The sequence below is a fragment of the Synechococcus sp. H55.2 genome (assembly GCF_047462495.1).
Taxonomy (GTDB): domain Bacteria; phylum Cyanobacteriota; class Cyanobacteriia; order Thermostichales; family Thermostichaceae; genus Thermostichus.
Genome location: NZ_JANSJH010000008.1, coordinates 29,591 through 50,140, shown reverse-complemented (window position 1 = coordinate 50,140; position 20,550 = coordinate 29,591). Strand labels below are relative to the sequence as shown.

The 20,550-nt window shown below is 62.5% G+C and carries 15 protein-coding genes; 6 read left to right on the top strand and 9 right to left on the bottom strand.

Annotated features, from left to right (window positions below; genetic code table 11):
- The first annotated feature begins 280 nt into the window (after positions 1 to 280).
- The 3 genes from NW844_RS02240 (at position 281) to NW844_RS02230 (ending at position 4,352) form a co-directional block, all read left to right on the top strand.
- Positions 281 to 1,291, top strand: coding sequence for an ArsJ-associated glyceraldehyde-3-phosphate dehydrogenase (locus NW844_RS02240; RefSeq protein ID WP_414333099.1), 1,011 nt, complete (start codon positions 281 to 283; stop codon positions 1,289 to 1,291).
- A 25-nt stretch (positions 1,292 to 1,316) separates the two neighbouring features.
- Entirely contained in the window at positions 1,317 to 2,603 is a 1,287-nt protein-coding gene (arsJ, locus tag NW844_RS02235) for an organoarsenical effux MFS transporter ArsJ (RefSeq protein WP_414333098.1), read from the top strand.
- 117 nt (positions 2,604 to 2,720) lie between these two features.
- On the top strand, positions 2,721 to 4,352 hold the full coding sequence (locus NW844_RS02230) for an alpha-D-glucose phosphate-specific phosphoglucomutase (protein WP_414333096.1): 1,632 nt from the start codon (positions 2,721 to 2,723) through the stop codon (positions 4,350 to 4,352).
- A gap of 23 nt (positions 4,353 to 4,375) precedes the next feature.
- Here NW844_RS02230 and NW844_RS02225 read toward each other — a convergent pair whose 3' ends face one another.
- The 4 genes from NW844_RS02225 to menA form a co-directional block, all read right to left on the bottom strand.
- A complete protein-coding gene (locus tag NW844_RS02225) occupies positions 4,376 to 7,633 on the bottom strand; it encodes a hypothetical protein (RefSeq protein ID WP_414333094.1) in 3,258 nt (1,085 codons plus the stop codon).
- Positions 7,634 to 7,713: 80 nt separating this feature from the next.
- Positions 7,714 to 8,892 carry an LptF/LptG family permease gene (locus NW844_RS02220; protein ID WP_414333091.1) on the bottom strand — a complete coding sequence of 393 codons (1,179 nt, stop codon included), beginning with the start codon at positions 8,890 to 8,892 and terminating at the stop codon, positions 7,714 to 7,716.
- Positions 8,893 to 8,969: 77 nt separating this feature from the next.
- Positions 8,970 to 10,763, bottom strand: a complete 1,794-nt coding sequence (locus NW844_RS02215) for an LptA/OstA family protein (RefSeq protein WP_414333089.1) — start codon at positions 10,761 to 10,763, stop codon at positions 8,970 to 8,972.
- A gap of 130 nt (positions 10,764 to 10,893) precedes the next feature.
- Complete coding sequence (gene menA / locus NW844_RS02210; protein WP_414333088.1) at positions 10,894 to 11,760, bottom strand: 2-carboxy-1,4-naphthoquinone phytyltransferase; 867 nt, start codon at positions 11,758 to 11,760, stop codon at positions 10,894 to 10,896.
- A 375-nt stretch (positions 11,761 to 12,135) separates the two neighbouring features.
- Between menA and NW844_RS02205 the strand changes: the two genes are divergently transcribed.
- Both NW844_RS02205 and thrC read left to right on the top strand, forming a co-directional pair.
- Positions 12,136 to 13,695: an isochorismate synthase gene (locus tag NW844_RS02205; protein WP_414333087.1), complete on the top strand. Its 1,560-nt coding sequence runs from the start codon at positions 12,136 to 12,138 to the stop codon at positions 13,693 to 13,695.
- 131 nt (positions 13,696 to 13,826) lie between these two features.
- A complete protein-coding gene (gene thrC, locus NW844_RS02200; RefSeq protein WP_414333101.1) occupies positions 13,827 to 14,906 on the top strand; it encodes a threonine synthase in 1,080 nt (359 codons plus the stop codon).
- 17 nt (positions 14,907 to 14,923) lie between these two features.
- Here the strand turns inward: thrC and NW844_RS02195 are convergent, their stop codons facing one another.
- The 5 genes from NW844_RS02195 to NW844_RS02175 form a co-directional block, all read right to left on the bottom strand.
- Entirely contained in the window at positions 14,924 to 15,808 is an 885-nt protein-coding gene (locus tag NW844_RS02195) for a hypothetical protein (RefSeq protein WP_414333086.1), read from the bottom strand.
- Between the two features lie 310 nt (positions 15,809 to 16,118).
- Positions 16,119 to 17,519 carry an AtzE family amidohydrolase gene (locus tag NW844_RS02190; protein ID WP_414333084.1) on the bottom strand — a complete coding sequence of 467 codons (1,401 nt, stop codon included), beginning with the start codon at positions 17,517 to 17,519 and terminating at the stop codon, positions 16,119 to 16,121.
- Positions 17,516 to 17,704, bottom strand: a complete 189-nt coding sequence (locus tag NW844_RS02185) for a DUF4089 domain-containing protein (RefSeq protein ID WP_414333082.1) — start codon at positions 17,702 to 17,704, stop codon at positions 17,516 to 17,518. The genes NW844_RS02190 and NW844_RS02185 overlap by 4 nt, the downstream gene beginning before the upstream one ends.
- Before the next feature lie 100 nt (positions 17,705 to 17,804).
- Complete coding sequence (locus tag NW844_RS02180) at positions 17,805 to 18,386, bottom strand: hemerythrin domain-containing protein (RefSeq protein ID WP_414333081.1); 582 nt, start codon at positions 18,384 to 18,386, stop codon at positions 17,805 to 17,807.
- Between the two features lie 136 nt (positions 18,387 to 18,522).
- Positions 18,523 to 19,395, bottom strand: a complete 873-nt coding sequence (locus NW844_RS02175) for a tRNA (5-methylaminomethyl-2-thiouridine)(34)-methyltransferase MnmD (protein WP_414333079.1) — start codon at positions 19,393 to 19,395, stop codon at positions 18,523 to 18,525.
- Between the two features lie 136 nt (positions 19,396 to 19,531).
- Between NW844_RS02175 and accD the strand changes: the two genes are divergently transcribed.
- Complete coding sequence (gene accD, locus NW844_RS02170; RefSeq protein WP_414333078.1) at positions 19,532 to 20,476, top strand: acetyl-CoA carboxylase, carboxyltransferase subunit beta; 945 nt, start codon at positions 19,532 to 19,534, stop codon at positions 20,474 to 20,476.
- The last annotated feature ends 74 nt before the right edge of the window (positions 20,477 to 20,550 follow it).

The following is a 20,550-nucleotide window of genomic DNA, read 5'->3' as shown; positions in this document are numbered from 1 at the left end:
GGAAAGTCATCCGGCACAGAAGGCTGAGGCGGCGAGGGCACATCCAGAAACGCACGACTTTTCCCAGCTTAGGTCACCGCTTGCCGGGTTGGGCGCAACCGTTTATTTGATGTAAAACGGCTGGGGGAGGAACCCTGTTGTCGATGCCCACCACCCCAGCGGATCCCTTGTGGGTTCCATCAACTTGTCTTGAAATGAGTGGGGCGTTCTGGTAATGTCGAGACGGGATCTTCATTTGAAAAGGCGGGATCCCTACTGAACGATTTTGGGATCAATCAACATGGCAGTGCGGGTGGGCATCAACGGTTTTGGCCGCATCGGACGGTTGGTGTTGCGGGCGGCTTGGGGCTGGCCGGAGCTGGAATTTGCCCACATCAACGAGATCAAAGGCGGGCCTGCCACCGCAGCTCACCTGCTCAAGTTCGACTCGGTGCAGGGCCGCTGGAACATCGACATCGAGGCATCCGGCCAAGGGCTGCGCATCCAAGACAAAGCCCTCACCTTCAGCGAGTACAAATCTCCTGGCGAAGTCCCCTGGGCCGATTTGGGGATCGACCTGGTGCTGGAGTGCTCAGGCAAATTTGTCAAGGCGGCAGAACTGGACGCCTACTTCAAAGCGGGGGTGCGCAAGGTCATTGTGGCTGCCCCCGTCCAGGATGAGGCGGCCCTCAACATCGTCATGGGCATCAACGACCACCTCTACGATCCGGGCCGCCACCATTTGCTCACAGCCGCCTCCTGCACCACCAACTGCCTGGCCCCCTTGGTGAAGGTCATCCACGAGGGGATCGGCATCCTACACGGGGTGATCACCACCGTCCACGACGTCACCAACACCCAAAGTATGGTGGATGCCCCGCACAAGGATTTGCGGCGGGCGCGCTCGGCTCTGCTGTCTTTGGTGCCCACCACCACCGGCTCGGCTAAGGCCATCGGCCTCATCTACCCTGAGCTCAACGGCAAGCTCAACGGCCTTGCAGTGCGCGTGCCCCTGCTGAATGCCTCTTTGACCGACGCGGTGTTCGAGGTGAGGCGGCCCACCAGCGTGGAAGAAGTCAATCACCTCTTGAAGACTGCAGCCGAGGGGGAACTCAAGGGCATCCTCGGCTATGAGGAGCTGCCCCTCGTCTCGGTGGATTTCAAGGGGGATCCCCGCTCCAGCATTGTGGATGCCCCCTCGACCATGGTGGTGGACGGCACCCAGGTGAAGATCCTGGCCTGGTACGACAACGAATGGGGCTACGCCAACCGCATGGCGGAATTGGCCCGCAAAGTGGCTCTCAGTTTATAAAAACATCTCCCTTGGAGGCCTGCCCATGACTTCTGTCTCGAGCGCCCAAGCTGCCGCCGTGCGCAACTATGCCCTGGTAACCGCCGCCTACTGGGGCTTTACCGTCACCGACGGCGCCATCCGCATGTTGGTGCTGCTGCACTTCCACAAGTTGGGCTTCACCCCGATTCAGATTGCCATGCTGTTTCTCTTCTACGAGATCTTCGGGGTGATCACCAACTTTCTGGGCGGCTGGATTGGATCCCTGTTTGGCCTGCGGCTCACCCTGTACGGGGGCATTGCCATTCAGATCTTCGGCCTGGTGATGCTGGGGGTGATCAACCTGCAGTGGCCGATCTGGGGCCAGGTGGCCTACGTAATGACGGCCCAGGCTCTGGCCGGGATCGCCAAGGATCTCACCAAGATGAGTTCCAAAAGCGCCATCCGCCTGGTGGTGCCCAAGGAGGCCGAGTCCCGCCTGTTCCGCTGGGTGGCCATGCTGACGGGATCCAAGAACGCCCTCAAGGGGGTGGGGTTCTTTGTGGGGGCGGCCCTGCTGCAGATCTTCACCGAGATCTACGGGGATCCCATGGGCTTCCGCATGGCCAACTTCGTGCAGGCGGGGGCGCTGGCTTTGATCTTCTCTTCGGGGGTGCTACTGCCGGCGGATATGGGCAAGGTCAAGGCCAAGATCCCCTTCAAGCGCCTCTTTTCCAAGAGCAAAGAGATCAACCTTCTCTCGGCGGCCCGCTTTTTCCTGTTTGGGTCGCGGGATGTGTGGTTTGTGGTGGCCCTGCCGGTGTTCCTCTACGACGAGCTGGGCTGGACGTTTATGCAGGTGGGCAGCTACATGGCCATCTGGGTTATCGGCTATGGCTTTATTCAGTTTGTAGCGCCGCAACTGTTGGGGGGAGGGCGCCCGGGCCGCGCGCCCAAGGCCCGCACCATTCAGATCTGGACGTTGACCTTGACGGCAGTGCCGGCACTCATTGCCACCGCCTTTATGGCCGGCCTGCCGCCGGAATGGGTGGTGACCGGCGGCCTCATCCTCTTTGGGATCGTCTTCGCCTTCAACTCGGCGGTGCACTCCTACCTGGTGTTGGCCTATACAGAAGATGACGATGTCGCCCTCAACGTGGGCTTTTACTACATGGCCAATTCCGGTGGGCGCCTGCTGGGGACGGTGACCTCCGGGATCCTCTTCCAGCTTTATGGCTTGGTGGGCTGCCTTTGGTTTTCTACCCTGTTGATCTTGGCGGCGGGGCTGTTCTCGCTGAAGTTGCCCGATCCCGGCAAAACGCCGGTGGAGTGGGTGGTTAAGCCAGGCGATTGAAAACTGAGCTCGATCCCATCCATCAAGTGGAGGAGGGGAAAGGACTCTGCGCCCGAACCCCGCCCAAGGGGGAGATAGATGAGATAGTAGAAGGGCAAGCAGCATTTCCGGCAGCCTATGAGCCTGCGCATCGTTCCCACAACTCCCTTCCCTGGCCAAAAACCCGGCACTTCTGGGCTGCGCAAGCCGGTGCCCGTGTTTCAGCAGCCCCATTACCTGGAAAACTTCCTCCAATCCATTTTTGATGTCCTCGAGGGATCCGCCGGCCAAACTCTGGTGGTGGGAGGAGATGGCCGCTACCACAACCGGGAGGCCATTCAGGTTCTGCTCAAGATGGCGGCGGCCAACGGCATGGGGCGGGTACTGGTGGGGCAGGGAGGGATCCTCTCCACGCCGGCGGTCTCCTGTCTCATCCGCAAATACGGGGCCTATGGGGGGATCATTCTCTCGGCCAGCCACAACCCCGGCGGCCCAGAAGGGGACTTCGGCATCAAGTACAACATCGGCAACGGCGGCCCTGCCCCGGAGAAGCTGACCGAGGCCATTTACGCTCGTACCCAGCAGATCCGGGAGTACCGCATCCTGGAAGCTGCCGATGTCGATCTGGAGTGCTTGGGCGAGCAACGGCTGGGATCCCTGACGGTGTCCGTCATCGACCCGGTGGCCGATTACTTGGGCCTGATGCAGCGCCTGTTCGATTTCGACGCCATCCGCGACTACCTGGCCTCTGGGATCCGTATCGCCTTCGACGCCATGCACGCCGTCACCGGCCCCTATGCTCGCGCCATTTTGCAGGGATCCTTGGGAGCGCCAGAGGGCAGCGTGCTCAACGGGCAGCCCCTGCCGGATTTTGGCGGCGGACACCCGGATCCCAACCCGGTGCATGCCCGCTCATTGCTGGAGCTGCTGTTTCGGGAAGACGGGCCGGACTTCGGGGCGGCCTCCGATGGGGATGGGGATCGCAACCTCATCCTGGGCCGCCAATTCTACGTCACCCCCAGCGACAGCTTGGCCGTGCTGGCAGCCAATGCCCACCTGGTGCCCGGCTACCGGGAGGGCTTGGTGGGAATTGCCCGCTCCATGCCCACCAGCCAAGCGGCGGATCGGGTGGCAGCCAAGTTGGGGATCCCTTGCTACGAAACCCCCACCGGCTGGAAATTCTTCGGCAACCTATTGGATGCCGGCAAAGTGACCCTCTGCGGGGAAGAGAGCTTCGGCACCGGATCCCACCACATCCGCGAAAAAGATGGGCTCTGGGCCGTCCTGTTTTGGCTGAACATTCTGGCCGTCCGACGGCAGCCGGTGCGGCAGATCGTGGAGGAACATTGGCACATCTACGGACGCAACGTCTACTCCCGCCACGACTACGAGGGCCTGCCGGTGGAAGTGGCCGAGGCCCTTATGGAAAACCTGCAGCGCTCCCTGCCCGGGTGGGTGGGCCAGCGTTTGGGATCCCACAGGGTGACCTATGCCGACAACTTCAGCTATACCGATCCCGTGGACGGCAGCACCACCCGTAACCAAGGGATCCGCATCGGCTTTGAAGATGGATCCCGTGTTATTTACCGTCTCTCGGGAACGGGCACCCAAGGGGCCACTCTGCGGGTATACCTAGAGCGACTGGAGCTGGATCCCGCCCGGCATGGCTTGGATCCCCAGGTGGCCCTGGCCGAGCAGATTCAACTGGCCGATCACCTTGCCCAGATTCGCGCCCGCACGGGTCGGCAGCAGCCAGACGTCGTTACCTAGTCCTTACCTAAGAGAACTCCGGATCAGCGGGCCAGACTATCCAGGCTGAATGCACCCACCGGAGAGGTCAGTTGAAACTCCCCCCGCTCCTGGGTCAGGCCCACCGGACGGCTGGGGAAAGCCACCAGGATCCCCTCCAGGCGCAGCGACTCCGCCAGCGGATCGTAGGCCAAGCGCAGCTCGAAATCCCGCAGGTCGCGGCGCACTTCAATGCGGCGGATCCCTGCCTCCGTCAGGCCCAGGCGGAGCCGCCAGTGGTTTTGCCACTGCGTGCCGAGGGTGGCATCCAACTCCAGTCCATAGGTAGAGATCTGGCCTAGCCGCGGATCGTAAACCGCCTGCAGCGCGTAGCTGATCCCCGGCTCATAGCTATCTAGACCCGAGCGCTGCTCCCGGTTGAAGGTGGTGCTGCTGCGCCCTCGATATTCCAGACGGATCGGTTGTAACTGCCCCTCGTTGAGGTCGTAGGAGGTTTGCACCTGGATGTTGAATAGCTCAGGGGTGGTGTTCCAGGTAAAGTTGGCGTTGAGGGTGTCCCACCTTTGGGCGACAAAGTCGTAGCCAAGGGTGGTGTCGAAGCGCAACAGGTTTTTTACTTCCGCCTGCAGCTCCTGCAAGTTGCGGGAGGCAATCGCTTCCAAGTCCTCCGGGGTGTCGTCCGGGAAGGTCAGAGCTATGGGCAGCTCGCCGGGCAGGTCATCTTCAAAGGCAATGTAGCCGGGGGGCACGTTGGGCAGGAAGTCGCGCGGCGTAAAGAAGCTGATGTTAGCGTTGAGGCGATCGACATCCTTGGGGCTGACGGAAAGGGTTTGAAAAGGAGCGGAATTGTTGCCGTAAAAGGTGCGGCTGTAGCGCAGGTCGATGGTGTTCCAGTCGGCGGGCTTGAGGCTGAGGCGGGGGTTGAGGCTGACGGTGGATTCCTGGTCGGGGGTTGAGTACAGGACTTGGGTGTAGTCGATCGAGCCGGGCATGAAGGTGATCCAGGGAGCCGGTTGAATGTCGTTGAATTGAAGGCTGGAGCGCAGCTCGTAGCGATTGAAAAAGTTAAGGCCGGATCCCACTTCTCGATCTGGCTGTTGCTCTTGGGTCAGGGTGAGGGCGTTGCTGAGGAAGATATCGGGAGTGATGCGGAGGAGATCGGGATTGAAGGCCAGCTCGAAGTTGCGGCGCGGCTCGGTGTCGCCGTTGGAGCTGCTGTAGGCGCGGTAGTTGAGGCGGTAGGTGCCTCCCCAGCCGGGTGGGGTGAGTTGGGCACCCAGCGTCAGCCGCGCATCAGCGAAATCCGGCCCATCTTTGACGCTCACCCGCTGGTTGTAGTCCAGGCGCAGATCCGATTGCAGCCAAGGCACGCCCCCGTAGCGCTGGATGTGGCTGAGGGTGAGGGGAAAGCTATAGGTGCCGTTTTCCTGGGATCCACTGCGGCTGATGTTGAGGGTGGTGGTGGAGAGATCCCCCTGAAAGGTGGTGTTGAGGCGCAGGTCGGCGTTGTCGTTACGCCCGCCGGCAGGGCGGTAGGTGTTGTCCAGGTTGAGGTTGAGCTGGCCCCGCAGTTGGCCCTCTTGGCCGAGGAGGTTGGCGGCGTAGAAGTCGAAGTTGTGGTCGAGGCGGAAGCGGCTGGAGAAGCGCCGCTGGTCGGCCTCGGTTACCAGGTAAAACTGGGCCCGCCCGTAGTTGACGCTGTCGGGGATGGGGAGGATGTAGTCGTGTAGAAAGCCGATGCCCAGGCCTTTCTTCTGCAGGACATCCAGCCGCAGGCCACCGAAGTTGTACTCGTCGAAGCGATAGGCCCAACTGGATTTGACAAACACCCCTTCCGCCTCACTGCGCCCCGGCAGCACCCACTGGTGATCCCGCAGGCTGTAAATGAAAAGAGGCAAGTAGGCAATCTGCAGCCCCGCCCGCAGATCGCCCTCTTCGCTGAGCTCGCCGCCGGCAAAGACGCGGGCGTCGTAAACGATGACCCGGTCATCGGGAAACACCTCCACCCGATCCCCTTGCACGTAGTGGGTGATGGGCGGCTTCGGCGAGGTGGTGACGGTGGCCTTCTCAAAAAAAATCTGATCCCCCAACAGGGCGGTGGTCTCTTGGCTGCGCACAAAAACCTGGGTGCCCGGCTCCTCCCCCGGCAGGATCACCAGCGAGTTTTCAAATTGGGCAGACCGCCTGGGGATGTCCAGATCCAAGTTGCGCCCCTCGATTTGCCGGATGCCGCGACCCTGGGGGCCAGGGGGCTGTTCCATCCGGAAGGGGCCCTCGCTGCGCAGGCGCCGTTCCCGCCGGTAAAACAACAGCCGCTCGCCAGTGATGCGGGTGCCGTCCGCCAGTTGGATCTGGGCGTTTCCCTCGGCAATGCCCAGGTCTTGTTCGGCGATGTAGCTGAGCACATCCCCACTGACGTTGATCTGATCCGGGTCGAGGGGGATCTGCCGTTGGCTGGTGGCGGTGGCCGCCAGCTGCTGGCGAATCTGGGATCCCCCCACTCGGCCTAGGTCAACGTTCCCCGCCGTCTCGGTGCTCAGATCCCGTAGAAGCGGGAACTGCTCCAGCAGTTGAGGGGCCAGGGGGGAACCGACAGTAGGAACAAAAGCTTCTGTTCCGGTTTCGCTTCCCCCTTGAGTGGTTCCCGTCCCTCCCAACGCAGGGATCGCCAAGCTCCCACCGGCTTGCGAGATCAAGGAAGGAACGGTCTGGGGGAAAGGCGGGATCCGGTTGGTTGGCGACAGCGGGCCGGAGGCCTCACCCAGCTCCGCTTGCCCTTGAGCAGTGGCCGGGCTCTCGACAGTGGATCCTAGGGCGCGCGTAGCCTCGGTGGGACGCAGCCGGAGTTCTTCTTCCATCCGCAGGGCAGCAGCTTGGGAACGGGGGGAGCCGAGAGAGTCCAGAGTCGGAACGGTTGCAGGGGGCGTCGCTGCTGAAGCGGGCCGGGAAGACGGCGTTGCCTGGGCCTGTTGTGCCTGCCGCCGGGCGTGGGCCGCCGCCCCTTCGGCCAAAAGCCGTTGCAGCCGCTGCCGGTTTAGCTCTTCTGGCGTGAGGGCCTTTTCAGGAGGGGTGCTGGGTGGCAGGGATCCAGAAGCTCCAGGATCAGAACCAGAGGCCGCAGGAGATCCAGTTGCCGTCGTCAAGGGCACAGCAGGCGGGGAGGATTGGGCCTCGGCCAAGGTGATGGGATTCCCCAATCGGCTGGCACCGGGATCCCGCCTTTGCTGGGCCGCCCAAAAGCGCTGGTAGCCCTCCAGATCGGTGGGCAGGGGATCCAACTGGGCAAAGACCGCCTCCCCCATCCCCACCCACAGGGAGCTGCCCCAGCAAAGGGCTAGCCACCTTGCCCAAGGGCTGAAGCCATGTGGGAAGTTGCCGAATCTCACCGTAAAAACCGCCACAGTAGAGAGAAGCCCACCCCGCCGAAAATCATATTCGGCAACCAGGCGGCCAGCCAGGGATCGATATGCTCAACTCGACCCATCGCGCGTCCTAAGCTCATCAGTACATAGTAAATAAACACCAGGACAATCGCCAGCGCCACACTACCATAGCGCCCGGTCTGCCGCACCGTTTGCAGGCCCAAGGGCGCAGCCACCAAGATGGCGAAAAAGCTGGCCAAGGGAATGGCGAACTTGAGGTGGTACTCCGTCAGGCAGCGGGCCACATCGGCAGAAGGACGTTGCTCCGCTCGATATCGCTGGCATTGCTCCCACAGCTCTGCCGCCCGTTGCTCCTGGGGCACCTTTTCGGCGTACACCAGGCCCACCAACTTGTTGACGATGTTCAGCTCCATCTCCGCCACCTGGCCCTCGTAGTAGGTGCTCCCCCGCTCGTCGTAGCGACGGATCACCACGTCTTGCAGGTGCCACGCTTGGCCCACCTGCTGCGCAGTTTGGGCCGAGATCACCTGCGGGTAGCGTAGGTGGCCGGTCTCGGCCTTGCGATCCAAAATCAGCAGATCGTGCATCAAGCCGGTCTTCGGGTCAATGGATCCCACATGAAACCAAAGGTCGTCGTCCACCCGCACAATTTCTTCGGAGTCAAACGGAAGGGCATCCTGAGCCAGGATGAGGTTGGTGTTCAGGGTTTTCACCTTTTGGTTGGTTTGGGGCACGATCACTTCATTGGTCAACAGCGCCAGGCCGCTGATCAGTAGACCGATGCAGAGCACCGGAATCAGCACCTTGCGATAGGGGATCCCGGCGGCCCGCAGAGCCGTGATCTCGCTATCGGCCCCCATCCTGCCCAGGGTGAGCAGGGTGGCAAAGAGGCCGGCGATGGGGAAGGTGACCACCAAAATGGCGGGCAAGTTGAGGAGGAGAATGTGCAAAATCGTGAGGGGAGGGGCGCCTTTTTTCACCAGCAAATCGGCGTAGATAAAAAGCTGGTTGCCCAGCATCATCACCGTGCCCCCCGCCACGCCCAAAAAGAAGGGGCGGATCATCTCTTTGCAGAGATAAAACTCCAAAAAAAAGCCCCCCAACTTCAGGGATCCCCAAAAGCTTCCCGTCTGGGCAGAAGTTCCGCGCCGTTGACCCTTGGCCAGTGGGGTGGTCATTTGGCTCTGTTACCTCAGGTGCACAACCTCAGCCAGCTTTCGAGATCTAGACGACCCCCAGCCAGGATGGGATCCCGTCAGAGAGCATCGGTGATGCGAAATTGAAACATCCCCTGCTGCTGCTCGTCCCCCTCGACAGTGTACTCATCCTGTTCCAAGTTCAGGGTGACCAGCCTGCCGCTGAGGCGGTTGGCGCCCCGGCACATCTGATCCAGAGCATCGCGACCGGGCAGCGGTGCGCCGCTCTCGCGGGGAATCGGATTGATCTCGCCGCGATCGCAGAGGAGGACGGGAGCCTGGTCGGCGGTGATCCTGAAAATCTGCCCTTGGTCAGAGTAGTCGGCGCGATCCCCTTCGATGGCGCGGTTGGCCTGCACGATGACCACATTGCCGAAGAAGCGGGCATCGCTGCTGGCCTGGTCGATCTCCACCCGGTCGGCGTAGATCACGGTCGGCTGGTCCACATCGGCCTGGGTCTGCGGGTTTTGCAGACGCCGCGCCAGCCAGTCCCCCTCGATCTGCTCAATCACCACCTCCCCCCGCAGCTCCACCTTTTCAGGGGTGATGGTGGCCTGGTTGGCCTTGGCCTTGCGCCCCCGCTGGATGAACTCGACGGCCTCGCTGAACTCCGAGGTGCCGGTGCGGGAGTTGTAAACCAGGCGGGCGGCCCGCACTTCCGTTTCGGCTTGGCGCAGCTCCTCCGTCAGGGATCCGCCGCCGGCGGCTGGGGTAGAGGCGGCCATCTGCCGGTAGAGAACGTTTTCCTCGAAGAAGAAGATCTTGTCGCGGTGGTTGCCCTCCAGGCGGGCGGAGGTGAGCACCCGCCCCGGCTCGCGCAGGGTAACTCCCCCCGTCAGCAGGCTTTGGGATTCGCGACGGCGGTAGGTGCCCTGGGCCGACTGGATGACGGTTTCCCCCTGGCGGATTTCCAGGTTGCCTTCCCCGCGGGCAACTTGCGTGTTGCGGTCGTAGGTGAGGCGGTCGGCGATGATGGTGACCTCCTGATCCGGTTGGTTGGAAGTAGCCTGTGGGCCAGCCTGGGCCAAGCGCAGATCCGCCAAGAGGGGATCCCGGCTGCCAGGGTCGGCCACCTCCTGCAACACGACGCCGCCGGAGAGAATGCTCTGGGCCTGTCGGCGCAGGTAGGTGCCCTGAGGGGCGCGGATCTCGAGGCCGCCTTCGCGGATGCGCAGGTTCCCTTTCCCTTCGGCCACCTGTTGGGTGCGGTCGTAGGTGATCTGGTCGGCGGTGATGGTGGTGGAAGCGGGATCCGCCGCCGCCGAATCCAAGGGCAGCACAGTTAGCTTGCCCTGCTGGGCGCTGAGGAGGGCAAATTGGAAGTTAAACGAGCCGGAGCGGCCCTCTAGGATCATTTCTTGCCCTTTGAGGGTGAAGGCCTCCGGCACCTCGATGCGCTCTTCGGGGGTGATTCGCAGAGCGCGGGTCAGGAGCAGGCTGCCATCCTCGCTCCTCACCTCCACCCCCTCATCCAGATACAGCGCGTCGGCGCTGGCATCGTAGCGGGCACGCTTGGCCTGCCAAGTCATCTGCTCGCTGCTGGCAAAAAACGGATCCGGCACTCCTTCCAGCTGATCGGCACTTTCTCCGTAGAAGTAGCCGTGCGCCCCCTGCTCAAACACCTGTTGTCCAGTGGCCAGCTCCACCTGCTCGGCGATCAGCCGCCAACGCCGATAGCCCCCCCGCCGCCCCACAATATCCACCCTGCGGCTGACCGAAAGGGGCTGATCCGGGGGGGGAGACTCCACCTTCACTTCTTCGATATCGATGGACAAGGCCCAACCGACCAAAGCAGCTAAGAGGCTGCTCCCCAAGAGCGTCACCCCCAGATTGGAATTGAAAAATCGCCGCATCCTGTTCTCGCTGCTTCTCCACGTCGATCCTTAGCCCACGACCGGTAGCGGGGCCCGGCAACCTAGGCTGTAGCTTACCGCAATTTACAGGCCGCCGCGGCGGGATCTGGAGCATTTCTAAGGTTCTGGTTTATCCCAGACGGCTGAGGATAAAGCCCAACCCCAGAAACAGCCCCAGCCAAAAATGGAGGTTGACGGCGATGAACTTGGAGTGGCTGATCCGCTGCGGCTGGTCGTGGTAAGCCCACAGCAGGCGGGAAAGCTGCACCGCAAACGGGATCCCGGCCAAGCTCAGCAGCGTCCAGGCCGGAAAAGCCCCCAGCCCCACAAACAGCAGCATCAGGCCGAACAGACTGCCGCAGATCCAAGGGATGAGGCGGGCGGAGCGCAAGGTGCCCAGGCGGGCCACCGGCGAGCGCTTGCCGGCAGCCAGATCGTCCTCCACCTGATGGAAATGGGAGCAAAACAAAATCAAACTGGTTACCATCCCCACCACCAGTGAGGCCGCCAGCCCCGGCAGCGACCAGCTTCGGCTTTGGCTGTAGTGGGCGGCCAAAACCGCCAGCGGCCCGAAGCTCAAAAAACAGAGGAGCTCCCCCAGGCCCTGGTAGCCCAGGCGCAGGGGCGGCCCCTGGTAGGCGTAGCCCAGCCCGCAGGCCAGCAGCACCAATAGCAGCACCGTCGGATCCGATTGCCGCCAGCTCAGCCACAGGATCCCTGCCAGCCCCAAGGCCAAAAAGGCATTCCCCACCCAAAATACCTGCCCCGGCTTGCCCGTCAGGTTGACCAGCGAGTGGAGCTTGTTTTTGTCCACCCCTGTCTGGGCATCGAACACGTCGTTGCTGAGGTTGACCCAAGCCAAAAGACAGATGGCTGCTCCCAGAAATACGGCCAAAACTCCTACATCCATCGCCCCTGCCTGGGCATAGGCGATGGCGGATCCCACCCAGATGGGCATGATCGCCACGCTGTACATGGGGGGCTTAAGGGCGGCCATCCACAATTGCCGCCGCGAGGGACGATCCCAAGTGCTCTTTTCGGCAAGCTGTACTGGGCTGGCCTCTGGACTCCTGCGCGTTCTCTTGGACGGTTCCGGCTGTGCGAGCATGTTGGCCCTGGCTCTCTCTGGTTCTGTGTATGCTCTGTATTTGTTAGGTTAGGATGCTTCCGTTCCCATCCCCAGGGATGCTAAGAAACTTTGCAATCCGTGAAGAAGTTCCTCAGGTTTTGCCCCTGAAGGCCCAAGCAACCGGCCTGTCTCCTGATCTCGTATAATTTTGTATCCTGAAGTACCCTGCTGGCGGTTCCCCTCCGGGTCGACGCTCGTCCTGTTTTCGGCCAAGGTGGGATCGGCTTCTGTACTCTTTTTTGCATGACCTCCTCTCTTTTTTCTTGGAATGCCCCCAGTGCGGAGCGGCCGAGAGCCTGGCCGTCGATCACTTCCGCCTCTGTTGGGACAGACCAGGAGGGGGAGCGGCTCTGCTGGCATTCCCTTCTGGCCGCCTGCCAAGAGAGGGCGCGGGCGCAGGGGATCCCTCAAATCCTCAGCCTGTCGCGGCCTGTCCCAGGGCTAGATCCGCTGGCGGCGCTGGCCCGGCAGTTGAGCTGGCTTCCCCCAAACCGCTTCTCCCACCATTGCTATCTCTCCCACCAGACCCAGGGAGAAAGGGTGCGGGTGCTGGGGTGGGGATCCCTGCGGCAGGTGGATCTTTCGGGGGAGGAGCGATTTCAGACGGCACGGGCTTTTGTACAAGCGTTGCAGCCTCATGTCCATGTCGCTCCCGTCAGCGGCAGCGAGTCTCCGCCAAGGGGTGGCAGCCGACAAGAACGCCCCTTGTGCTTCTGCCGCTTTGGCTTCGGCCCCGGGAGCGGTGGCGCAGCGGCGTTGGTTCTGCCCCGCTGGCAACTGTTGCAGGTGGGGGGGGAGCTGACGGTGGCGCGGCTCAATCTGGAAATCGGTCCCGACAGTGACCCGGCGGCCTTGGCCGGCCAGATCGCCGCTTTTTTTGCCCACATGCAGCGCCTTTCCCAAGCGCCCTTGCCCCGCTGGGAGCTGCAGCCCCCTCTGGAGGTGGCGGTGGCGGAAGCAGCCCTCTTGGCGCGGATTCAAAAAGCCCTGCAGGCCATTGAGGCGGGATCCCTGCAAAAAGTGGTGCTGGCGGAAGCCGTGGATCTGGCGTTGCCCTCCCCTCCCCCGCTCCCCTCCCTGTTGGCCTATCTGGAGGCCCATCACCCCGATTGCAGCGTCTTCGCCTTTGCCTCAGAGATGGAGAGCCAAGGGATCCCAGAGGAGTCCCCGCTTCCCGCTCAGGTTTTCGTGGGGGCCAGCCCGGAGCGGCTGCTTTCGGTGTGGCAAGGCCGGGTGCAGATCGATGCGCTGGCCGGCTCCATCGCCCGCGGCGCCAACGGCCACCAGGATCGGATGTTGGCCGAGCAATTGCTCCGCAGCGCCAAAGACCGCCGCGAACACCAGTGGGTGGTGCGCTCGATTCAAGAGGCTTTGGGCCGGCTGGGGATGGATCCTCAGATCTCCCCGCAACCGCGGCTGCTCCGCCTGGCCAACATCCAGCATCTGCAAACGGTCATCGAGGTGGAGCTCCCCGCCGACGTGCATCTGTTCGACCTGTTGGCCCAACTGCACCCGACGGCAGCCGTGGGAGGCTATCCCCAACAGGCGGCGCTGCAGTGGCTGGAGCAGGTGGAGCCCTTCGATCGCGCCAGCTATGCCGCCCCGCTAGGCTGGGTGGACTTGCAGGGCAATGGCGAGCTGGTGGTCGGGATCCGCTCGGCCCTGATCGAGGGGGAGCGGGCCCGCCTGTATGCTGGTGCCGGCATCGTGGCCGATTCCAACCCCGTCCAGGAGTTGGCCGAGATCCGCCTCAAGCTGCACGCCCTGGCCCAAGCCCTGGCCCTGCAGCCCTTGCCCGGATAGGCTCCCCCCTGCCGGCATGGGGCAGAGCCGATACAAGCGCTCCCCAAACAGTTACAGTTAAAAAGCCAGTTCTTCGATGGCCTCGACTTCTCGGCAGCATGGTCACCCTCAATTCCACCCATCCCTCCCGTATGGCCGGATCCCGCGCCCAAGTGGGGCTCTGGCCCGGCCTCATCGAGTACTACCGGGAGTGGCTCCCCGTCGGCCCCGGCACCCCTGTAATTACGCTGCACGAGGGCAACACCCCTCTAGTCCCCTCTCCCGCGCTGAGCCGACGGCTGGGGCGGGGCTGCCAGGTTTACCTGAAGCTGGAGGGCCTCAACCCCACCGGCAGCTTCAAGGATCGCGGCATGACCATGGCTGTATCCAAGGCCAAAGAGGCGGGGGCGGAAGCCGTCATCTGCGCCAGCACCGGCAACACCTCGGCGGCAGCCGCCGCCTATGCGGCCAAAGGGGGCCTGCGGGCCTACGTGCTGATCCCAGATGGCTATGTGGCCAAGGGCAAGTTGGCCCAAACCCTGATGTACGGGGCCGAGATCATCGCCATCCAGGGCAACTTCGACCGAGCACTGGCCATGGTGCGGCAACTGGCGGAAACCTACCCGGTGGCGCTGGTCAATTCTGTCAACCGCTTCCGGCTGGAGGGGCAAAAAACCGCTGCCTTCGAGGTGGTGGATGCGTTGGGGGATGCCCCCGACTGGCTCTGCATCCCCGTGGGCAATGCCGGCAACATCACCGCCTACTGGATGGGCTTTTGCCAGTACCGCCAACAGGGCAAGGCCAGCCGCCGCCCGCGCCTCTACGGCTTTGAGGCGGCCGGCGCCGCCCCCATCGTCCTCGATCGCGTGGTGGAACATCCGGAAACGGTGGCCACGGCCATTCGCATCGGCAACCCTGCCAGTTGGGCGAAGGCCAAGGCGGCAGTCCAGGTCAGCGGTGGCCGGGTGGACAGCGTGACCGACGAAGAGATCTTGGCGGCCTATCGTCTGCTGGCGGCAGAGGAAGGGATCTTCTGCGAGCCGGCCAGTGCCGCCTCGGTGGCCGGGTTGCTGAAATGGCGGGAGCAGGTGCCCGCCGGCGCCCAGGTGGTATGCGTTCTCACCGGCAACGGCCTCAAGGATCCCGACACGGCCACCCAACAGGGAGCCGCTCCCGTCCACACGGGGGTTGCCCCCGAGCTGGCCGCTGTTGCCCGTCTGATGGGTTTTTAGCTAATCCGCTTGCCCGCTCAGGCAGCCTGCGACTGCAGGGGCCCTGAACAAGCCAAAATGAACTGGTCGATCTCCAGCAGAATGCCTTCCGCCTCGGCCAAAGCCTCCGGCAGGGTTGCCAGCACCTGGGCATCCGCTTGTGCAGCCTGCTCTGCTTCTTGCAAAAGATTGATCGAATTATGGTCGAGCAAGAGCTCTAGCTCGTTTAGGGCCACCACTGCCAGTTGCTGTTCGGCTTGATGGAGCTTGTTTCGTAAAGTCTGAACTTGGTCGGTTTGCGCTTTCAGCCCGGCTTCCGCCTGCTCAGCGCGAGCGATGGCCTCATCCCGTTGAGCTTTCAACAAGGCCATCTCTTGCTCCAGTTGGGCCAGTTGCTTTTGCAGGCTGTAAATGTGCTGATCCCGATCTCCCAAAGCTCGTTCCAGCTCGCGGTTTTGAACTTCCATCTGCTGACGAGCTGCGTTCGCTTGGGCTAGCTGTTCTGCCAAGTTTGCCATTTCCTCTTCCATGCGGGTCAGCCGACTCAAGCGTTCCAAAACCTGAGTGTTTTCCGCCTCGAGTTTTTCGATCAACGCTTGAGCGCCCAACAGCTCTGCTTTGGTAGAGTCCAGCTCACCACAAACTTGGTCATAGTTGGCGATCAGCTCGCTCAGCCGAGCCTCTTTGGCCTGTAGCTCTTCCCGCAGGGAATGAAGCCGGCGGTCGCTCTGCTCGATGCGCTGCTGCAAGAGCGGCAGTTGAACCAAAGCCTGCTGAGCGGCGCTGAAATAGCCGAACAGTTGTTTGAAGTGGCGCTGCAGACGGCTGTGGGATTGATCCAATTTGTCGAAGGCTTCGTTGAGAGAAAGATAAGCCTCGCACAGTTTCATGTAGCGCTGGGCCACAGAATCAAGGTGCTTCATAGCGACTAAGATCCAGGTGGGGGTGCCGTGTCTATTTTATGCCGTTCATTCTATCGACCCAACCCGGAAAAGAGGTTATTCGCTACAACAACTGGGGGATTAATTTTACTTTAAGATTTTCCTCTCTCTAGGCAAGCAGCTCACGTCCTGCCCCAACCAGATTCAAACTCTCTGGCAAAAACGGCCCTTAAGAGTAGCACATTTTTACTCCCATTGAGGGGATCACACATTTAGCGTCTGGAGCGGAGCATTTAAAATTAAAAAACACCAGATATGGTTCAAACGCGCCTGAAAGGGGGCCTCTGCTGGCTCAGGCAGGCCGCGCCTCCGGGATCCCCAGCGCTTCCAGATGGGCGGCGGCCCGCAACAGGTTGGCCTCTTGGTAGGGGGCAGCCACCAGTTGGACGCCAAAGGGCAGGGATCCGCTCTCGCGCAGCGGCACCGACAGCACCGGCAGGCCGACAAACGAGAGGGGCTGGGTGTAGAGACCCAGGTTGGGCCGGGTGAGGACTTCCACCCCAGCGATCACCATCTTCTCTTGGCCAAGCAAGGGGGCAGAGCAGGGGGTGGTGGGGGCGATGAACAGGTCGATCTCTTGAAAGAGGGCCTGAAGCTGCTGGCGATACCAGCGGCGAAAGCGCTGCGCCTGCACGATCCAACTGGCGGGCAGCAGAGCGCCAGCCAAAAGGCGATCCCGGGTCGCCGGGTCGAAGTCGTGGGGACGAGTTCGCAGGTGATGCAGGTGCAGGTTGGCTCCCTCGGCAGCCGTGATCAGGAAGGCAGCGGCGCGGGCGCGCTCGGCCTCCGGGATCCGCACCGTTTGCTGGGCTCCCAGGGCCTGGGCCACTTTTTCCACGCCGGCCAGGATGTGGGGCTCTGCTCCCCGCAGGAAGTAGTCGTCGGCCACGGCAATGCGCAAGCCTTGGATCCCTTGCCCCAATTGCCCAAAGGTGGGATCCGCAGGGCGGCGGGCGCAGACGGGATCCTGGGGATCCGGCCCTTGCATGGCATCGAAGCTGAGGGCGAGATCGGCCACCGAACGGGCCAAGGGGCCCACGTGGTCGAAACTGGGAGCCAACAGGGCCACCCCTGCCCGCGACAGACGGCCATAGGTGGGCTTGAGGCCGTAGATGCCGCACAAGGCGGCGGGCACCCGAATCGAGCCGTTGGTGTCGCTGCCCAGGCTGAGGGGTACCAAGCCCCCGGCCACGGCTGCTGCCGAGCCACCCGAAGAGCCGCCGGCACTGCGGCTGAGATCGTGGGGGTTGCGGGTGGGGCCGTAGTGGCTATTTTCGGTTACAAAGCCGTAGGCGTACTCGTCCATGTTGAGGGTGCCCACCAGGATTGCCCCTGCCTGCTTGAGGCGGGCCACCACCGTGGCATCTTGGGTGGCCGGGGGGTTCTCGCGGTTGATCGCCGAACCGGCTAGGGTGGTGAGGCCAGCCACGTCGAAGAGGTTCTTGACGGCAAAAGGCACCCCCGCCAGGGGGCCCACCGGGATCCCTTTGGCCACCTGTCGATCCAGCCGCTCCGCCGCCTGCAGGGCCGATGCTTCCAGCACGGCTGTAAAGGCATTGAGCTGGGGATCCCGCTGGCGAATCCGCTCCAGACAGGCGGCCACCACTGCCTGGGCGCTCACGGATCCCCGGCGGACGGCCCTGGCAATCGCGAACCCGTCGGCGCTGCCGAGAAGAGGGGAATCCGGGGTCATGGCTGGGGGTTGAAGGTAGGATCTGGCTCAACCGTCGGTGGCAGCGGAAACTCCAGTACCTGTTGAGCAAGGGGCAAAAAGCGGGCGAAGTTTGCGATCACCCCCGCTCGATGGTCGGGATGCAGGGGCAGTTGCAGCAGTTGGGCCATCGAGTCGACGTAGGTTTCGGGATCCCAGGGTTGCATCGGTTCGAGGGGTCGTCTGGGGAAAAAATACCACAGGCCAGCTTGCCAAAACCAGCAGAAAGTTACCCAAGGCAGAATCCAAAGACAAGACCGTCCTCGGTTAAGGGGTGGCCATCGACGCCGTGCTACCTGGCGGGGGCCAAAGGCGTTCGCGGGGCAAGACAGGGCGAGTCACGGCCTGCCGCTCCCATTCCTCTAAATTGAGGCGACGACCGGCAGAACTGGGGGCACTGGCCTGCAGGCGCTTGCGGAACAGGCGCAACTGCTGCTGCTCGGCGGCGGGAGAAACACGCTGGGCAAAGAGGGAGGGCAAGAGCTGCTCTTCCTGCGCAAACTGGGCCCGCAACTGCCGATAAAAGTGAAGGGCAGCAGAGGGATCCAACTGCTGCGGCTCACGCTCCGCCTGGTGCAAAAAGCGGGTCAGCTCCGGGATCTGATCCCGCAACTGTTGCTCCAGCCCATTGACCTGGCTGCTGAGCTGGGGATCCGCTGCCAGAGCCGTCCTGAGCAGCGGGTAGAGGACATGGCGCTCCAATTGAATGTGGCGGGAGAGGCGCTGCCGCAACCTTTGCACCCAGAGACGCCGCTGCTCCAGATCCAACTCCGAGGCCCGAGAGAGACGAGCCAAGAACTGCAGGATAACCCGGTGCTGTTCGGCACAAAGGGCAACCAGTGTAGACATAGCAGTTCCCTGGAGAAAAAGCTTTATCTTAGCTTAACTTTGTCAAGAGACAGCAGCGTGCGTAAGGGTACGGGACTGGTGCAGGTGTCTTGGCTACACCCCGACAGCAACCCCGGCAAAAGCTGCCCTCCGGTTGCTAGGCTTGCACAAGCCAGCGGCGTTTCCAGGCGGAAGTGGGCTCAAGGGGTGAAGTTTGCTGTTCCTGCTGGCGCTGCAGCCGAATCTGGGCTCTGTCTCCCTGCAAGGTGGGATCCCGGTAGGGCACAGCGGCGCGGGTTTTCAGGTGCTCCCGCTCCATGGGGGAGAGGGGCGGCAGGTGATCCGGTTGGGGTGAGGCCACCGTGCCCGGCCAAGGGCGACCCACCGGCGGCGTCGAGCCAATGAAAAGCCCCGCCTCCAGCAAGGCTGCTCGCACCGCCGCCGCACAGGAATAGGTGGCCAGGATCCCGCCGGGGCGCATTCGCGCCGCCACTGCCCGCAAAAAGTCCACCGTCCACAGCTCCGGGCAGACGGAAGGGGAGAAGGGATCCAAAAACACCGCATCCGCCCATCCCAGCGGCACCTGGAGCAGGGTTTGGCGGGCATCTCCCCACAGCAGCGTTCCGCGCCAGCGCGGCGATTGCCAGGATCCCTCGTTGATAAAGTGTTGCCACTCCTGGCTAAAGCTCCAAGTGGATCCCACCCCCACCTGCCAGGCCTGGCGGGGCACCTGCGGGGAGCGCTCTAGGCCAATGACTTCTACAGGGCAGTCGGGCCGCACCTGCCAGATTGTCTCCAAGGCCAGGCCAGAGTTGTAGCCAAGGCCAAAGCAAATATCCAAAAGACAAATGGGATCCTCCGGATCCCGCTCCAACGGCAGCCGATCCAGCCGGCAAGGGCGGACGAACTTCTCCAGCGCTTCCTGAGCGGCGCCGCTGACGTTGTGAAAAGCCTGCCCAAACTCCTGGGAGAAAAAGGTCAGGGATCCATCCCCTGTGGTCAACACCTGCCACTGGGTTTCTGCGGTCATGGCTACTGCAAGTTTCTATTTCCAGCTTGGCGATTCTTTGATAGCTTGAGAACGTTAAGATGAGTTTCGCAGCTCACCGGCAGGGCTTGTAGATTCAGCTCTGGCCATCCCTAGCTAGGGGGGTACCTCAGCGGCTATGTCTTTACTGGATTGGTTTGCCGAGCGGCGCAAACAGACTTCTCTCAACTTGACAGGCAGCAGCCCCTTTGACAAAGAGCGGCAAGTGCGAGAGATTGCCGACGGCCTCTGGCAGAAGTGTCCAGCTTGCGACGCTCTCACCTACAGCAAAGATCTGCAGCAGAACTGGCAGGTTTGTCCAAGCTGTGGCTACCACCATCGCATCACAGCCCCGCAGCGGCTGGAGCAGCTTTTGGATCCCGGCTCCTGGCAGCCCCTCGACGAGCACCTGGCCCCCACCGATCCGCTGCACTTTTTCGACCAAAAGCCCTACGCCGAGCGCCTGGCCGCCTACCAGGAGCGCACCCAGCTCAAGGATGCCGTCCTGACCGGGTTGGGCACTCTGGAAGGGATCCCGGTGGCGATGGGCGTGATGGATTTTCGCTTTATGGGCGGCAGCATGGGCTCGGTCGTAGGCGAGAAGATTACCCGTCTCACCGAACGCGCCACCTGCGATCACCTACCCCTGATCCTTTTTTCGGCCTCTGGGGGAGCCCGCATGCAGGAAGGGATCCTCAGCCTGATGCAGATGGCCAAAACGGCAGCCGCTCTGCAAAGGCACCGCGAAGCCGGCCAGTTGTTTATCTCCGTGCTTACCCATCCCACCTATGGGGGGGTGACCGCCAGCTTTGCCATGCTGGGAGACTTGATCCTGGCCGAGCCAGGCGCCCAGGTGGGGTTTGCCGGGCCCAATGTTATTGAGCAAACCATCGGCAAGGGCAAGCTTCCCGAAGGCTTCCAGACTGCCGAGTACCTGCTGGCCCAGGGGCTTATCGACGCAATTGTGCCGCGAACCGAGCTGCGCAAGCGCTTGGCCCAGTTGCTGGCCATGCACCGACCCCGCTTGCACATGTCCCTTGCCGCGTTCGATTCGACTTACGCCCTCGATCCCGCCAGGATCTGAGACGGGAAGTAAAGGTTGGATCCCTCTGTCTGCAGGCGGAGCAGTTAGCTCCCCTCTCCTTTTGGGAGAGGGGC

Excerpts from the sequence above, each read along its gene's own strand:
- thrC (WP_414333101.1), top strand. The coding sequence starts at position 13,827 with ATGGCCGGATCCCGCGCCCAAGTGGGGCTCTGGCCCGGCCTCATCGAG.
- menA (WP_414333088.1), bottom strand. The coding sequence starts at position 11,760 with ATGGCCGCCCTTAAGCCCCCCATGTACAGCGTGGCGATCATGCCCATC.
- arsJ (WP_414333098.1), top strand. The coding sequence starts at position 1,317 with ATGACTTCTGTCTCGAGCGCCCAAGCTGCCGCCGTGCGCAACTATGCC.
- NW844_RS02180 (WP_414333081.1), bottom strand. The coding sequence starts at position 18,386 with ATGTCTACACTGGTTGCCCTTTGTGCCGAACAGCACCGGGTTATCCTG.
- NW844_RS02220 (WP_414333091.1), bottom strand. The coding sequence starts at position 8,892 with ATGACCACCCCACTGGCCAAGGGTCAACGGCGCGGAACTTCTGCCCAG.
- NW844_RS02195 (WP_414333086.1), bottom strand. The coding sequence starts at position 15,808 with ATGAAGCACCTTGATTCTGTGGCCCAGCGCTACATGAAACTGTGCGAG.
- NW844_RS02230 (WP_414333096.1), top strand. The coding sequence starts at position 2,721 with ATGAGCCTGCGCATCGTTCCCACAACTCCCTTCCCTGGCCAAAAACCC.
- NW844_RS02185 (WP_414333082.1), bottom strand. The coding sequence starts at position 17,704 with ATGCAACCCTGGGATCCCGAAACCTACGTCGACTCGATGGCCCAACTG.
- NW844_RS02205 (WP_414333087.1), top strand. The coding sequence starts at position 12,136 with ATGACCTCCTCTCTTTTTTCTTGGAATGCCCCCAGTGCGGAGCGGCCG.
- NW844_RS02175 (WP_414333079.1), bottom strand. The coding sequence starts at position 19,395 with ATGACCGCAGAAACCCAGTGGCAGGTGTTGACCACAGGGGATGGATCC.
- NW844_RS02240 (WP_414333099.1), top strand. The coding sequence starts at position 281 with ATGGCAGTGCGGGTGGGCATCAACGGTTTTGGCCGCATCGGACGGTTG.
- NW844_RS02225 (WP_414333094.1), bottom strand. The coding sequence starts at position 7,633 with ATGGGGGAGGCGGTCTTTGCCCAGTTGGATCCCCTGCCCACCGATCTG.
- accD (WP_414333078.1), top strand. The coding sequence starts at position 19,532 with ATGTCTTTACTGGATTGGTTTGCCGAGCGGCGCAAACAGACTTCTCTC.
- NW844_RS02215 (WP_414333089.1), bottom strand. The coding sequence starts at position 10,763 with ATGCGGCGATTTTTCAATTCCAATCTGGGGGTGACGCTCTTGGGGAGC.
- NW844_RS02190 (WP_414333084.1), bottom strand. The coding sequence starts at position 17,519 with ATGACCCCGGATTCCCCTCTTCTCGGCAGCGCCGACGGGTTCGCGATT.